Here is a 16,198-nt window from a genome sequence, read left to right as displayed (position 1 = left end):
GCTGGAATTTAATCAACCACAATAAGTAACAGACAACCGATAACACATAACTCTAAAAAGATAACATAGTACAATATGTGGCGAAAATCTTATATTAATCTTGATTTTTAGTCGTGCATATTTGTTTTAACCAAATTAATAAACGAGCCAACCGATAATGAAGGGTTTACCTGTATTCGATCTTGCAATCATCTTCATATATCTTGTTGGAATGATATTAGTTGGGATTTATTTTTCGAGAAAAAACAAAAATTCCGAACAATTTACAAAAGCTTCGGGCCTCATTCCCGGATGGGCAATAGGTTTATCAATTTACGCAACATTTTTAAGCAGCAATACATTTTTAGGCGTACCGGGCAAAGCATTCGGTGGAAATTGGAATGCATTTGTTTTCAGTATTTCTATGCCATTGGCCGCTTGGATTGCCTCAAAATATTTTGTTCCGTTTTACCGTGGTACAGGCGAAATATCCGCTTATACACATTTAGAACATCGTTTTGGGGCTTGGGCAAGAGTTTATGCAGTGGTTTGCTTTCTGCTTACACAGTTGGCTAGAATGGGTTCTATTTTCTTCGGAATAGCATTAAGTCTGCAAGCGTTAACTGGCTATTCTATGCAGGTTATAATGATTGTAATGGGCATTTCAATTATTATTTACACTGTTTTAGGAGGAATTGAAGCGGTTATCTGGACAGAGGTTGTACAAGCTGTAGTTAAAACATTTGGTGCTTTGCTTATCCTTTATCTGATAATTACAAATATGTCGGGAGGCGTTTCTAAAGTTATTGAGATAGGTAAAACAGCTGATAAATTTAGCTTAGGAAGCTTCTCGCCAGATTTTGTTAGTTCATCTTTTTGGGTCGTTTTGCTATATGGCTTTTTTATAAACCTTAATAATTTTGGAATGGACCAAAATTATGTTCAACGTTACCACACGGCATCATCAAGTAAGGCGGCATCAAAATCAATTTGGCTTTGTGTTTGGTTGTACATTCCTGCTTCGTTGTTGTTTTTTATTATAGGATCTTGCTTGTATGCCTATTACGATGTTAACCCTGAATTGGTTCAATCCATCAAACATCAGGTTGCGGTAGAAAGACTACCGCTTAATGCTTCAGCATCTGAAATTTTGGCTGTAGAAAATGCTTTGAAACCGGCAGATTATGGTGATAAAATTATGCCTCATTTTATGGTTACAAAAATACCTGTCGGCTTGGTTGGTTTAATTGTTTCAGCAATTTTATCTGCTGCTATGAGTACCATAAGTTCAGGTATGAATGCGTCGGCAACTGTGTTTTCGGTTGATATTTATAAACGATATATTAAACCAGATATCACCGAAAAACAAAATTTATCCTTGTTGCATATTGCAACTGTGGGTTTTGGTTTAGCTGGGATGATTGCAGGCATTGCTATGATAGGTGTAAAAAGTATTCTGGATGTTTGGTGGCAACTTTCGGGCATTTTTGCCGCAGGTATGTTGGGTCTGTTTCTCTTAGGCATAGTAAGTAAAAAAACTAAAAACCATCAGGCTATTATTGCAACTATTATTGGCATACTCGTAATCATTTGGATGACTTTATCTTCTTTTCTACCTGCCAGTTTAGAAGCATTCAGGTATCCATTACATCAAAATATGATTATTGTGGTTGGTACGCTAACGATTTTTCTGGTAGGCGTAACACTTACCAAATTTACAGACAACAAAAAAGCTAGTATTAAAGATTCTTAAATCTTCTCGCAGCATTATTTAATTAAAAATTTACATATCAAATTATAATGGAAAACTCACAAAAAGGGTTCATCCCGGTTATGCTTACGCCTTTTTTAAGCAATGGAAATATAGATTATCCTGCTCTTACACAGCTAACTGAGATTTATTTACAAGCTGGTTCTTCGGGTTTATTTGCCAATTGCTTATCGAGTGAAATGTTCGAATTATCAGACAAAGAGCGAATTGATGCCATTAAACATGTTATCGAAGTTGTAAACGGAGCCGTGCCTGTTGTTGCAACCGGTACTTTTGGTGGTGAAATTTCAAAGCAGGCAGATTTTGTGAAAAAGGTAAATGACACTGGTGTTGAAGCAGTTATCGCCATTACGAGTTTACTTGCTGATGAAAATCAAGACGATGAAGTTTTCGGTGATAATGTACATGCTTTACTAAAGCAAACAGATAATATTCCCATCGGATTTTACGAATGCCCTGTTCCATACAAAAGAGTAATAAAACCTAAGCAATTGGCTGATTTTGTTTCGACAGGACGGGTGATTTATCACAAAGACACCAGTTTGGATTTGGCTCAGATAAAAGATAAAATAAACCTCACTAAAGATTATAATTTTGGTTTGTACGATGCTTATATCGTTCACGCTGTTGAATCATTAAAAGTAGGCTCAGCAGGTTTATCTTGTATTCAGGGCAACTATTTTCCTGAATTAATTGTTTGGCTTTGTGATCATTATAATGATGAAACGCAATTGGAAGAAGTAGTTGTAGTACAACAATTTTTAATTGATAATATGGATGTAATGCATAATGTTTATCCTATAGTTTCTAAGTATTTTTTGCAAAAAAGAGGATTAGATATTTCGACTTTTACAAGAAGAGATGTAGGCAGCTTTACTCCGAATGTTATTAAAGAAGTAGAGAAATTGTTTGATGATTATACTGCCTTAAGAAGCGATTTGAATATCCAGGTTTATATTTAATGGGATCAGTCATTGCGAGGTACGAAGCAATCTTACTAGATAGATTGTTTCGTGCCTCGCAATGACGAGCGCTAAAAAAAGATTTGCTGTATTAATCTGTAAATCTGTGGCTTTACATTGCCTCCTATTGCTGTACAGAGAAAACTGTCTTTGAGATTGCTTCGTACCTCGCAATGACGAAAGCGCTAAAAACTGATTTACCGTTATAATTATAATAATCTGTAAATCTGTGGCTAACTTCAAATAAACTAATTCAAATACTTTCTCTTGTAATCTAGAGGTGTCATTCCGGTAACTTTTTTAAAGTGCCTGTAAAAGTTAGATACGTTGTTAAATCCACAGTCGAAACAAATCATCTCAGTTGGTAACTTGTTTTCAATCAAGAATCTACAGGCATGACTTACACGTATCTCGATCAGGAAATCATAATAGGTTTTCTTTGTCATTAACTTGAAATAACGACAAAATGAAGTTACACTCAGGTTGCTTAAAGATGCAACTTCCTCAAGGGTAATGTCTTTCTTATAATTGCTGAGTGTGTAGTTACAAATTTTATTTATTCGAAGCGTTTCCGATTCGTTAGATTGATAAAATGTGTTTTTGCTTGTTACGATGTTTTCAAATTCATCTGTTTCAGCAAGAGTCTTCAAAATTGAAAGTAGAATAATAATCCTGTCGATATTGGTTGCATCAACAGCATTTTTCATTAGTTGTACTAATTTTTCCTTTGCTTCTCCATTTATAACCATTCCGCTTTTTGCCTTTTCAAATAGCTTCGGAATCAAATAAGCTTCGGGTAAATTGATAAGATATTTACCAAGACAATCAGGCAAAAAATGAACAACCATAGCTTCTGTATTTAAAGCGGTGTTGTTTTGAAAATACTCATCTTTACAACGCCAGGTATGCGGTAAATTTTCGCCAATTAAAACCATTTCTCCCGGCTCAAAATTGCTGATGTTGTCGCCTATAAATCGAACACCTTCTCCCTTTATAACATAGTGTAATTCTAGCTCCGGATGGTAGTGCCAAATGTTACCAAAATTTGGCTTATTATCATGGCGAATACTAAACGAACTTTGTAGGGTTACCGGAACTTTATGAAAATGAGGTTTCATGAATTCTATAAAAATATTTGGTTAAAATATCGTTTCGATTATTGCGAAACATAAACGTATCTTGGCTAAAGATAGGTTCTTTTAGGATAATATCCTATATTAATTTGATAAAAACTACCATAAATTAACTATTTTGATTGTTGAGTTTTGTATATAGCCACTCAGGCATAAACCAAAATATAAACCGGCAAATTATTTTCATATAAATATTTTGTTCATTAATGAATTATGAAGCACGCAAAATTAAGCGAGATTTTACTTGTTTGCAGTGGTGATTTACGGCTTTCAGCGAACCAAAATTGCTGGCCGGCACAACTCGAAATGGAGCAAAAATTAACGGCCGCAATTGAGAAATTCGGGTGGTCGGTTAAGCGTGCCCACGATTACAATTCAAGCAAAAAACATGGCTTCATAGATTCGCAAAGAATGGGCATTGATATCTTCAGAAATATCGACCCGAAACAACCCCTAATTGTAGCAGAAAGTGTTTGGCAATATTCGCATCATGTACTTGCAGGATTAACCACACATCAAGGACCTATTTTAACCGTTGCAAACTGGAGCGGACAATGGCCTGGTTTAGTCGGTATGCTTAATTTAAACGGTTGTTTAACCAAAGCAGAAATTCCTTATAGTACACTTTGGAGCGAAAATTTCGATGATGATTTTTTTACTGAAGGTTTACAGGAGTGGTTATCTACAGGTAAAATCAGTTATGATCAAAGTCATGTACAAAGTTTTAGTTTAAGCAAAATACCAACAGCCGATGATAAAAAGGGTCGTACATTTGCCCGCAATTTAAAAGAACGCAAAGTTATAATGGGCGTTTTTGATGAAGGTTGCATGGGTATGTACAATGCCATCATTCCTGATGAACTTTTGCACAAAACAGGTTTTTTTAAAGAACGTTTAAGTCAGTCGGCACTTTATGCAGCCATGTTAGAAGTTACAGATGCAGAAGCTGAAGCCGTTTTAGATTGGTTATTAAAAAAAGGAATGACCTTTAATTGGGGCACTCAAGAAGAAATTCATCTAACAAAAAACCAAACTTTAGCGCAATGCAAAATGTACATCGCAGCTTTACGCATTGCTGATGATTTTAGTTGTGATACAATCGGTATTCAATATCAACAAGGCTTAAAAGATTTAACTGTAGCCAGCGATTTGGTTGAAGGTTTATTAAATAATGAAGACAGACCACCGGTTTTTTCAAAAATGGGTAAAGAGCTTTACGCTAAACAAGCATTGCCTCATTTTAACGAGGTTGATGAATGTGCCGGTTTAGATGCTTTGTTAACCTACAACCTTTGGAAAGAACTTGGTATGACGGGCGAAAATACATTACATGATATTCGTTGGGGCGAACACTATAAAGGCGAAGCAATTGACGATTTTGTTTGGTTGTTCTTAATTTCTGGCGCAGCACCTCCTGCACATTTTATTGATGGTTATGCAGGTGCTAGTAGCGATAGACAGCCGCCAATGTATTTTAGGTTAGGTGGAGGTTCATTAAAAGGCATTAGTAAACCGGGGTTTATTGTTTGGAGCAGGGTTTATGTAATGAATAACGAATTGCATTGCGACTTAGGTGTGGGTGAAGTAGTTGCACTACCAAAAGCTGAGACAGAAAGAAGATGGAATAATACCACTCCGGAATGGCCAATTATGCATGCGGTTTTAAAGGGCGTAACCCGCGACCAAATGATGGCCAGACATAAGGCAAATCACATACAGGTTGTATATACACATTACGAAGCTAATGCACATGAAGCTTGCAGAATAAAAGCTGCTGCTTTAGATGAGTTGGGTTTAAAAGTTCACTTTTGTGGTGATGTAAAACTTATAAAAAAAAGAAACTAAAAATATGAGATTAGGGATTATAGCGGTGCTTTTGGTTGCATTTACTTCTTTCAATGCAATTGCACAAAATAATTTATCGGCAGAAGAAAAAGCCAAGTACGTAAAAGCAATTACAGAAAGAGCAGATAAAATTGTAGCTACGCTTGATGTTAAGGATAGTAAAAAATCTGAAGCGGTTAGAAATACCATCAGAGATCAATACAGCAACTTGAATGATATTTACATTATTCGCGATGCTAAACTGAAAGAAATAAAGGAGAAGAATGCTGATAATAAAGTAGAACGCGATTCTGCGATTGCAAAACAAAACCGAAATACCGAGGCATCATTATCAAAACTTCACAAAAAATATATTGGTAAACTGGCTTCTAATTTATCTGAAAGTCAAATTGAACAGGTTAAAAACGGAATGACTTATAATGTTTTGCCAATTACTTATAAAGCTTACCAGGAACAAATTTTAACCTTAACAGATGAACAAAAGAAACAAATATTAATCTGGTTAACCGAAGCCAGAGAACATGCTATAGATGCAGAATCATCAGATAAAAAACATGCCTGGTTCGGTAAATACAAAGGCAGAATTAATAATTATTTATCAGCCGCAGGTTACGATTTGAAAAAGGAAGGTGCAGAGTGGGAGAAAAGAAGAAAAGCAGCTGCTGAAAAAGCAAACTAAACGAATAGATTAAAAACTAACCAAATAATAAATATGAAATTGAAACTTTTACACAAATTTTCATGGTCCTTACTGGTTTTAATGCTTGTAAGCACAGTCCTTTTTGCACAACAGCGCCAAATTACTGGTAAAGTTGTCGATAAAAAGGACGGACAACCTGTACCAGGGGTGACCGTTGGTATACGTGGCAAAACCAATAATGTGAGCACCAATGATAAGGGTGAATTTGCATTAATTGCAGATCCGGCTACAGATGCCTTGGTGTTTTCTTACATTGGCTACAGTCGTCAGATTGTTCCTTTGGCAGGAAAAACTAACATCACTGTTAACTTCGTAGAAGACAATACAGCTTTAGATGATGTTATTGTTGTTGGTTACGGAACTAAAAAGAAATCAGAAATTCTTGGCGCAGTGGCGACTATAACCGGTGCAGAAATTCAGGATATTCCTGCACCAAATTTAGCTGGTGCCTTAAGAAATAGAATTGCCGGTGTTGGTGTATCGCAAGAATCAGGAAGACCTGGTTCTGCAATTACGCTGAATATAAGGAATTCTACTACTACCACAGCGGCAGCAGGTACGACGGCAGAGCCACTTTATGTTGTTGATAATATTACTGTAACTAGAGAAGCTTTTGATAACATTGATCCATCGATGATCGAGAATTTAACGTTCTTAAAAGATGCTTCTGCTGCAATTTATGGTGCTGCTGGAGCTAAAGGTGTTATTTTAGTTACTACAAAAAGAGGTAAAATTGGAAAGCCGAGCATTACTTATAATGGCTATTTAGGCATTTCTGACGCCATCAAAGTACCAAAAATGTTATCTGGTTATGATCATGCATTATTACTAAATGATACGTTCCGTTCTCAAGGTGCACCTGCATCAGATTACTTTTCTCCTGAGGATTTGGAATATATTAAAACATTAAATTACAAAAGCTGGTACGACGAAGTTTGGCAAGCTGCTACAACGCAAAGACACAATATTGGTATTTCTGGTGGAAGTGAAAAAATTACTTTTTTTGCAGGAGGAAGTTATCAAGGTGAAAATGGTAATTATGCCGGAATGAAATTTAATAAATATTCATTCAGAAGTGGTGTTGTGGCAAATGTAGCCAACGGTTTAAAAGCTGATGTTAACTTTAATGTTGATTATGGAACTAAAGAGCTTCATCATAATACTCAGGAAAATGATGCACCTTTTTTTGAGAGACTTATAACAGTACCAAGATGGGTTCCAATTAGTATAGATGGAAAATACGTAAATTATAACGTTAATTCTGTTAACTCAGCTAATATCAATCCTTTAGCTATTTCTGAATCTGGTTATTACAACAATGGTTCAAATAAATCATACCGTATTAATGCTTCATTATCTTATGAGCCTGCATTTTTAAAGGGGCTTGTAATTAAAGGCCAGGTCTCACAATCAAGCGGATCTTCAAAGAATACACAATATGTACCACCGTTTACGCTGTATAATTTTGTAAAAACAGGTAATAATCAAGAATTGTTTACTAATCAGTTACCAACTGCTACTCCGGCAACTTTTCAGCCTACTAGTGCAGCAAATTCAACTTTCACGCCAGGTTTAAGTGATAATAATAGCTATCAATTCTTTTTAACATTACAGTACAATAAAACAATAGCAAAACATACTTTCAGTGTTTTAGCAGGTGCCGAACAAAGTGAAGGTAATTCACAAAATTCAACCGTACGTTATACAAATCAACTTATCCCAGGGATAGACCAATTTTTTGCTTACGACATTAATACTCTTGTAGCATCTAATTTAGATAGAACAGCAGTTTCAAAACGTTCTGGTTTTGCTCGTTTTAGTTATGATTTTGATAAGAAATATCTGGTTGAAGGTATTGCCCGTATCGATGCGTCATCAAACTTTGCCACAGGAAACCGTTGGGGAGTATCACCAAACATTGGTGTTGGATGGGTTATCAGTCAGGAAAAATTCTTTAAAGACAGCAAAGCATTAGGCTTTATTAATTACTTAAAATTAAAAGCAAATGTTGGTATTACTGGTGATGACCGAGTAGGTGTTCGTTTATGGCAAGATAGATTTTTAATCGATGTAACCAATGGATATATCTATGGTAATGCCAATGGTAATAGTTTAAATCGTTCGCGTATTGGTAACCCTGATATTACCTGGGAAAAGAAAAGAACAATTAACGTTGGCTTAGAAACTTCAATGTTTAATAACAAGTTAGATATTAGTGTTGAAGCCTTCCAAAACTATACTTATGATGGTTTCGAACTCGGTGCTAATAATCAGTATCCACAATATTTCGGTACACAAGCTCCTGTATTAAACTACAGACAACTTTATAACTGGGGTTCGGAATTCAGCATAGGTTATAAAGCAAAACTTGCAACAGACTTAAATCTTAACGCAAGTATGAACTTCTCATATGGTAACTCTGTTACAGACAGAGTTCTTTATACTGCCGGAAACTTAATTAACAATACCTTTCCTAACTTACAATTATTCGGAACCGATCCACGTAAGTATAGTTCAAGCAATTATGGTTTAAGAAACATTGGTATGTTTAGAACTCAGGGAGAAGTTGATGCATGGATGGCAAAATATCCTAACTATAGAGTTTATGACAGAATTCCTCAAGCCGGATGGTTGTATTATGAAGATACCAACAGCGATGGCGTGATATCTGATAGTGATTTAGCACCACTTTACAACAATACCAATTCTTTCTTCTCATCGGGTATCTCACTTAATTTAACCTACAAGAATTTTAGTTTAAACACTAATATTAATGCAAGGTTTGGAGGTAAGATTTTCTACGATAGCAGAGCAAGAACAGCTCCATCAAAAACCAGAAATACATTGGATATCTGGACGGATCGTTGGACAATTGAAAACCCAACACAAGGTAAATATCCAAGATTTGATGATCCTTCGTTAGGAATAAATTCTGATTTCTGGGCTGTTGATGGAACAATGATTCGTATTAATACAATGACATTGAGTTATAAAGCACCAACTGCATTTACAAAGAAGTTAGGTATTGGAGGTGCTCGTATTCTACTTACAGGAAATAACCTATGGACTATTGTGAATCCTTTACCTTACAAAGATCCTTATACCTCAAGTGCATGGGATTATCCAATGTTGAGAACGATATCTTTAGGGTTAAGTGTTAACTTATAATTTTTTTGAGCAATGATTAATCAAATAAAAAACAATATAAAAAAGGCGGTGATTGTTTTATCATTAACTGCACTTTTACCTGCTTGTGTAAATAAAGATGAGTTTTTCTTATTACCAGATACAGGTGGTATCGATCAGGCAATCTGGGATAATGATGGTTCTGTACAATTACACCTTAACAGGGTCTATGATGTAGCCATGTACCAATTTCCATTACAGCTAACTCCAGATCGTTATGGCGTTCATTATGCGAGTGATGAAAATTATTTCCCTGATGGTGATGCAAATGCAAAAGCAGCATTGGGATTACAAGGTGTATTAGGAAATAACGACGTTAGATATACCGGTAATAACTATGGTGGTAATCCAGGGCAAAATAAATACTGGGATATTGCCCGTTGTAATGATGCAATAGCCAATCTTCCTGGAAGTAAAATGGCTACACCGAAGAAAAATGAATTACTAGGCCAATATTATGCATTGAGGGCAATTACATACTTCGAATTAGTTAAAGTTTATGGTGGTGTTCCACTACCATTAACTCCTCAAGGTGGCGATAGCATTTATGATGAAGGTAGAAGATCTGCAAAAGAATGTTTTGCAGCTATTTTAAGCGATTTAAATAATGCCATTACGCTATTAGATGGCTTTGCGCCAAACGATGCTGATGGACGAGGAAAAATTACAAAGTTAATTGCTACCTGTTTAAAGGCGAAAGTGCTATTTTATTGGGCAAGTCCTCAATTTAACCCTACTAACGATCCTAAACACCCTTTTGTAGCCAGCAGATGGACTGATGCTTTAGCTGCTAATAAAGAAGCTTATGACATGTGTACATCAGCCGGAAAAAGATTAATGCCTAGTTATTTAGATATTTTTCGCGTTGAAGGTGCTGCGAATACTGAAGCAATTTTGGTTAGGACTTATTCTAATACTGTAGCTAATAGAGGAAATAATACGGAAGTTCGTGTTAGACCAACTTCTGAGGGAGGGAGTACTGGTTTCCCAAATACTTATTTTATTCCTACGACCAAAATGCTTGATGCTTACCCGATGAGAGATGGAAAACCATTAAATACATCTACTGCATACCCTTATGATCCAGTAATGTTTTGGCAAAACAGAGACCCGAGATTTGAAGCTACTTTTGCTACCAACGGTTCGGTATATCCTTTAAGTGGCAATACAAACAGGAAACAATGGACTTACAATTTAGCTGTTGGCGAAAGTAGTGGTGTTGCGGTATATGTTAAGCGCTTTTCAACTCCGAGTTTAACCGCGAGTGCCTCTGCTTATAATAGTTCTGTTGGTGGTGGAAGTGGTATGGATTGGATTGAGCTTAGATTTGCAGAGGTAATGTTGAATTATGCCGATTGCATGAATGAAACAGGAAACACTGCAGGTGCGAAGGATTTGGTTAAGCAGATTAGAATGAGGGCTGGTGTTGTAGCCGGTGATTCAGACTACGGACTTTCATTAGCTGGAGGTACAACTGCTATGCGTAACTTAATCCTTAATGAAAGACAAGTTGAATTCGCTTTTGAAAACAAACGTAATTCAGATTTAAGAAGATCCCGCACCATGCATTTATTAACGGGAAATCTGTCTAAGCTTGAAGTTCAGTTGGTTAATCCTCCATCAGGGTCAGATCAAAAAGATAAAAAAGTATTAGAAGACCCAACAGTTCCTGGCGGTACAACATTATTCAGAGAAACTTTAAATGTTAATGATAAGGCAACTTATACCAAGTATTTCAAAAATGTTATCATAACAAATACAACATATCTGCCATACAATGTACCAGAATTTCATTACTTCTATACTTTTCATAACGACTTTGTGAGTTTTGGTAATAAAATCCTTCCAACAATTGGATGGGCCGGTGGTACATTTGATCCACTTGATTAGTATTTAAAGCATAAATGTTTCAGTTGATCTGATTAAAAAAAATAAAATAATGAAAACGAAATATATTAATAAGTTACTCATAATGTTATGTGTGATTGTTTTCACATCCTGTAAAAAAGAGGCGGCTAACATATTTAACATGTTCGAGGATGTAACCGTAACTTTCAATAATAGTGATCCGCGTTGTGTTACCGATTATAAAGTAATTAACGACAAAGAAGAAGTGTGGATCGATTTTACAATAAACTCTGCGAAAGAAGATATGTATTCTTACATATTCGAGGTTTCTTCGGGCACTCGGGAAGCTACACGTTATACTGTTACAATTACCGATCCAGCCCAACGCAGAAGTTTTTCTTCAATCATTAAACTTCCAAATTCTGCCTTTCCGGCTGCAGCACTTCGAGATGGTAAACAAAGCTTTCGTATTTGTGCATTAAATGAAAAAGGAGTATTCATTGGTGATGGTTATAAAAAAGTAACTGTTGATGTGAATCCAAGTTTTATGATTTATGCTAACAGAGATATCTATTTACCAGATACTGTTGCAAAATCATTACCGAGCTTTTTCTCGCTTAATGATGCGACAAGTTTCAGCTATACCAATGCTCCGGCGAATGCGGCGAAGATAGACTTTGGTATCTATAGAAAACCTGGTTCTAATTCAACAATCCAAACACCAACCTGGGTAGTTAATTTATATTCTCCAAGTGTGGCAACAAATCCATTAACGGTTTATGATATTAGCGGCTTTAATCCTAAAAGAACTACAAAATTTAGTCAGCCGGTTACCGGACAAGCGAATGCTTTTTTGACTACAGCAATTTCTGGATCTTCCATAGAAACTTTAGCCAAAGCGAGAGCGATTACCTTTAATGAAACTACGCAGACTACCCCAGCTAATGGATTAGCAGCAGGTAATGCCGTGTACTTCCTTACGCCTGAAGGCAAATATGGAATAATATATATTAACACAGTTTCATCTGATTTGCAAAAAAGACCATTCATTAACGTCAGCGTTAAAGTGCAACGATAAATTGCTTGCTTAATGGCGGGTTTAGCACTGCCACTTTTATATATATTTGGTTTGAAAAAGGGGAGCAGCGATTGCTCTCCTTTTTTATTTAAGAATGTTACATTTATATATGAATTTTTTATTTACCTTGTAACACGGCTTTGATAATGAGTTTAATTTGTTACAGGTAATTTGTTCGATTGGTAATATTGTACAATAGCTGGAGAAAATTATACATTAAAAGGCTCACTTTTGATTGCAAATTTGAAAGATAATATACTTTCTAACCAAAACTTATAACCAAGAAATACTAAAGAATGAGCCGTAATTTGTAAATTAACTTTTTGAAATTCTTCACAGTTAATTTTTCCTGGTAAATCTTAGTTTTCTTTACGAGCAAAACACAAATGAAAAAGAACTTATTAAATCTGCTATTTTCATCAGCATTAATTCTCTCAGCTGGTTCAGCTTTTGCACAATACCCGAAAATTCCTGATGATGTTAAAAAACAGTCTGATTCGATTATGAAGGCAGCTACTCTTCAATCAGATATTGCATGGGAAAAGGCAAAGCCAATTATGGAAGCTGAAGCTAAACAAGGCAAGCCATATATTCCATGGGCGGGTAGACCTACAGATTTACCTCAATCAGAATTGCTAGCATTTCCAGGTGCAGAAGGTGGTGGTGCTTATAGTTTTGGCGGCCGCGGTGGTAGAGTAATTGTTGTAAAAAATTTAAATGATAGTGGTCCGGGTTCGCTACGTGATGCTTGTGAGCAAGGCGGGGCTAGGATTGTTGTTTTCAATGTTGCGGGAATTATTCGTTTAAAATCTCCATTAATAATTAGAGCACCATACATAACAATTGCAGGTCAAACTGCACCAGGCGATGGAGTTTGCGTAGCAGGCGAATCAGTTTGGTTAAACACGCATGATGTTATCGTTCGTTATATGCGTTTCCGCAGAGGCGAAACTTTTGTAGGTCGTCGCGATGATGCTATTGGTGGTAATCCGGTAGGAAATATCATGATTGACCACGTTTCTGCAAGTTGGGGATTGGATGAAAACATGTCGATGTATCGTCACATGTACAATGATAGCACGGGTAAAATCGAAGATAAATTGGGAACAGTAAACATTACCATTCAAAATTCTATCTTTTCTGAAGCTTTGGATTATTGGAACCATGCTTTTGGTTCTACATTAGGTGGAGAAAACTGTGCTTTTGTTCGCAATCTTTGGGCAGATAATGGTGCTCGTAATCCATCAATTGGCTGGAATGGTATTTTCAATTTTGCAAATAATGTGGTTTTTAACTGGAATAACCGTTCTACTGATGGCGGTGATTATACCGCACAGTATAATATTATCAATAATTATTATAAACCAGGGCCTGTTACTGAGCTTAAAGACCCAATCTCTTACCGAATCTTAAAACCAGAATCTGGCCGTAGTAAATTACCTTATGTTGTTTTCGGAAGAGCTTATGTAGATGGAAATATTATCGAAGGCAATGATAAAGTAACTAAAGACAATTGGAACGGTGGTGTTCAAATTGAGGATAAAAAAGGTAGTTTAATGAGTTTTGAACAAGCATCGCCATATTTTGCGGCTATGAGAGCAAAAAAGCCTTTTCCAATGCCTAAAATATCCATTATTCCTACACTTCAAGCTAAAGAGTTTGTTCTAACAAATGTAGGAGCAACCTTGCCAAAAAGAGATCCTGTAGATACACGGGTAGTTAAACAGGTAAGAACGGGAGTTATTGAAGTTCATCCAGATGCTAAACCTTCGGCGTTTCAATTTGAACACCGCAGATTACCAGGTGATTCGTACAAACAAGGCATAATTACAGAAATTTCTCAAGTAGGTGGATATCCTGAATATAAAGGAACGCCATACAAAGATTCAGATAATGATGGAATGCCAGATGCTTATGAGTTAAAGAATGGTTTGAATCCGAAGGATGCAGCTGACGCAGCAAAAATTACTAAAAATGGTTATTCGAACATCGAAAACTACCTAAATAGTGTGGTTAATGTTTCAACGGTAAAGCCTAATTAATATGCGCAACTGGAATTCTTTTTTAGGCATAATTGCATTGTGTGGAATTGGAAATGTTGCGTTTGCGCAATATCCGGTAATTCCTGAAGCCATGGAAAAAAAGGCAGATTCATTAATGGCGAAACTTGGAAGCAGAGCCGACCAACAGTTTTTAAAAGTGAAGCCAATTATTGATGCGGAAGCCAAAGCAGGTAAGCCTTATATTCCCTGGGCTGCAAAACCGAGCGACTTACCACAATCGAAAATGGTTGCCTTTCCTGGAGCTGAAGGGGGTGGAGCTTATTCTTTTGGCGGTCGTGGTGGAAAAGTTTACGTAGTTACAAGTCTGGAAGATTCTGGAAAAGGAACTTTACGCGAAGCTTGTGAGCAAGGCGGTGCAAGAATTGTAGTTTTTAATGTTGCCGGAATTATCCGTTTAAAATCTCCACTAAGTATTCGTGCACCATATATTACCATTGCTGGTCAGAGCGCTCCGGGCGATGGCGTTTGTATTGCTGGTGAATCGATTTGGATTGATACCCACGATGTGGTGATTCGCTATATGCGTTTCCGTCGTGGTGAAACTGATGTTACGCGTAGAGATGATGCCATTGGTGGTAATCCAGTGGGAAATATTATTATCGACCACGTTTCTGCAAGCTGGGGTTTAGACGAAAATATGTCGATTTATCGTCATGTTTATGATAAAAAGGACGGTTCAAAACCAGAGAAATTACCAACGGTTAATGTCACGATTCAAAATTCAATTTTTTCTGAAGCACTAGATACTTACAACCATGCTTTTGGGAGTACAATCGGTGGATTAAATTCTACTTTCATGCGTAATCTTTGGGCTTCAAACATTAGTCGTAACCCATCTGTCGGGATGTACGGCGATTTTGGTTTTGCAAACAATGTTATATTTAATTGGTGGAACAGAAGTGCCGATGGTGGCGACAATGCTTCTTTTTACAGTTTCATCAATAACTACTACAAACCAGGACCAATAACACCTGCCGGAGAGCCGATTTCTTATCGTATTTTAAAGCCGGAATCTGGAAGAGACAAACGTTTTGTAAATGATTTCGGTAAAGCATATGTAACCGGAAACATTATCGAAGGCAATGAGAAGGTAACTAAAAATAACTGGGATGGCGGTATTCAACCAGAAAGCAAACGTGATAAACAAAAGTTACTGGATTCAATTCGTACAGATAAACCTTTGCCAATGGCGAAGATTTCCATCATCGATACAAAAAAAGCTTACGATTATGTCTTAGCTAACGCAGGTGCAAGTTTACCTGTTCGTGATGCAGTGGACCAACGCATCGTAAAGCAAGTTGCAACGGGTAAAATTGAACATATTGAGGATGGAAAGTTGCCAGCAAAGCAAAGTTATGTGAAACGTCGTTTACCAGCTGATTCATACAAACAAGGAATCATTTCTGATATCGCCCAGGTTGGTGGTTATCCAGAATATAAAGGTAAGCCTTATTTAGATTCTGATAACGATGGTATTCCTGATGCTTATGAACTGAAAAACGGCTTGAACCCAAAAGATGCGAAGGATGCTGCCAAAATTTCGAAATCTGGTTATGCCAATATCGAAGTTTATTTGAATAGTTTAGTAGATGTGAATAAAGTGAGACCGTAGGGGAGGGAAAAGCTGAAAGAC

At 36.5% G+C, this 16,198-nt stretch carries 10 protein-coding genes; 9 read left to right on the top strand and 1 reads right to left on the bottom strand.

Annotation, left to right across the window (positions count from 1 at the left end; genetic code table 11):
- Positions 1-157 precede the first annotated feature (157 nt).
- Positions 158-1,732, top strand: a complete 1,575-nt coding sequence (locus ACO05K_RS09005) for a sodium:solute symporter (protein WP_421944110.1) — start codon at positions 158-160, stop codon at positions 1,730-1,732.
- Positions 1,733-1,779: 47 nt separating this feature from the next.
- Complete coding sequence (locus ACO05K_RS09000; RefSeq protein ID WP_421944109.1) at positions 1,780-2,712, top strand: dihydrodipicolinate synthase family protein; 933 nt, start codon at positions 1,780-1,782, stop codon at positions 2,710-2,712.
- Between the two features lie 248 nt (positions 2,713-2,960).
- Here the strand turns inward: ACO05K_RS09000 and ACO05K_RS08995 are convergent, their stop codons facing one another.
- Positions 2,961-3,830: an AraC family transcriptional regulator gene (locus tag ACO05K_RS08995; RefSeq protein WP_421944108.1), complete on the bottom strand. Its 870-nt coding sequence runs from the start codon at positions 3,828-3,830 to the stop codon at positions 2,961-2,963.
- A 228-nt stretch (positions 3,831-4,058) separates the two neighbouring features.
- Between ACO05K_RS08995 and ACO05K_RS08990 the strand changes: the two genes are divergently transcribed.
- From ACO05K_RS08990 to ACO05K_RS08960, 7 genes are all read left to right on the top strand, one after another.
- Positions 4,059-5,690 carry a fucose isomerase gene (locus ACO05K_RS08990; protein ID WP_421944107.1) on the top strand — a complete coding sequence of 544 codons (1,632 nt, stop codon included), beginning with the start codon at positions 4,059-4,061 and terminating at the stop codon, positions 5,688-5,690.
- A 4-nt stretch (positions 5,691-5,694) separates the two neighbouring features.
- Complete coding sequence (locus ACO05K_RS08985; RefSeq protein WP_421944106.1) at positions 5,695-6,369, top strand: DUF3826 domain-containing protein; 675 nt, start codon at positions 5,695-5,697, stop codon at positions 6,367-6,369.
- Between the two features lie 33 nt (positions 6,370-6,402).
- Positions 6,403-9,558 (top strand): SusC/RagA family TonB-linked outer membrane protein, encoded by a 3,156-nt coding sequence (locus ACO05K_RS08980; protein ID WP_421944105.1) that lies wholly within the window; start codon positions 6,403-6,405, stop codon positions 9,556-9,558.
- 12 nt (positions 9,559-9,570) lie between these two features.
- On the top strand, positions 9,571-11,466 hold the full coding sequence (locus ACO05K_RS08975) for a RagB/SusD family nutrient uptake outer membrane protein (protein WP_421944104.1): 1,896 nt from the start codon (positions 9,571-9,573) through the stop codon (positions 11,464-11,466).
- Between the two features lie 49 nt (positions 11,467-11,515).
- Entirely contained in the window at positions 11,516-12,502 is a 987-nt protein-coding gene (locus ACO05K_RS08970; protein ID WP_421944103.1) for a hypothetical protein, read from the top strand.
- 386 nt (positions 12,503-12,888) lie between these two features.
- A complete protein-coding gene (locus ACO05K_RS08965) occupies positions 12,889-14,544 on the top strand; it encodes a pectate lyase family protein (protein ID WP_421944102.1) in 1,656 nt (551 codons plus the stop codon).
- A gap of 1 nt (position 14,545) precedes the next feature.
- Entirely contained in the window at positions 14,546-16,177 is a 1,632-nt protein-coding gene (locus ACO05K_RS08960; protein WP_421944101.1) for a pectate lyase family protein, read from the top strand.
- Positions 16,178-16,198 lie beyond the last annotated feature (21 nt).

This window comes from Pedobacter sp., assembly GCF_965227205.1.
Classification (GTDB): Bacteria; Bacteroidota; Bacteroidia; order Sphingobacteriales; family Sphingobacteriaceae; genus Pedobacter.
Note: the sequence above shows the minus strand (reverse complement) of the source record. Positions and strands in the feature narration are given on the sequence as shown.

Excerpts from the sequence above, each read along its gene's own strand:
- ACO05K_RS08960 (WP_421944101.1), top strand. The coding sequence starts at position 14,546 with ATGCGCAACTGGAATTCTTTTTTAGGCATAATTGCATTGTGTGGAATT.
- ACO05K_RS08990 (WP_421944107.1), top strand. The coding sequence starts at position 4,059 with ATGAAGCACGCAAAATTAAGCGAGATTTTACTTGTTTGCAGTGGTGAT.
- ACO05K_RS08975 (WP_421944104.1), top strand. The coding sequence starts at position 9,571 with ATGATTAATCAAATAAAAAACAATATAAAAAAGGCGGTGATTGTTTTA.
- ACO05K_RS09000 (WP_421944109.1), top strand. The coding sequence starts at position 1,780 with ATGGAAAACTCACAAAAAGGGTTCATCCCGGTTATGCTTACGCCTTTT.
- ACO05K_RS08965 (WP_421944102.1), top strand. The coding sequence starts at position 12,889 with ATGAAAAAGAACTTATTAAATCTGCTATTTTCATCAGCATTAATTCTC.
- ACO05K_RS09005 (WP_421944110.1), top strand. The coding sequence starts at position 158 with ATGAAGGGTTTACCTGTATTCGATCTTGCAATCATCTTCATATATCTT.
- ACO05K_RS08970 (WP_421944103.1), top strand. The coding sequence starts at position 11,516 with ATGAAAACGAAATATATTAATAAGTTACTCATAATGTTATGTGTGATT.
- ACO05K_RS08995 (WP_421944108.1), bottom strand. The coding sequence starts at position 3,830 with ATGAAACCTCATTTTCATAAAGTTCCGGTAACCCTACAAAGTTCGTTT.
- ACO05K_RS08980 (WP_421944105.1), top strand. The coding sequence starts at position 6,403 with ATGAAATTGAAACTTTTACACAAATTTTCATGGTCCTTACTGGTTTTA.
- ACO05K_RS08985 (WP_421944106.1), top strand. The coding sequence starts at position 5,695 with ATGAGATTAGGGATTATAGCGGTGCTTTTGGTTGCATTTACTTCTTTC.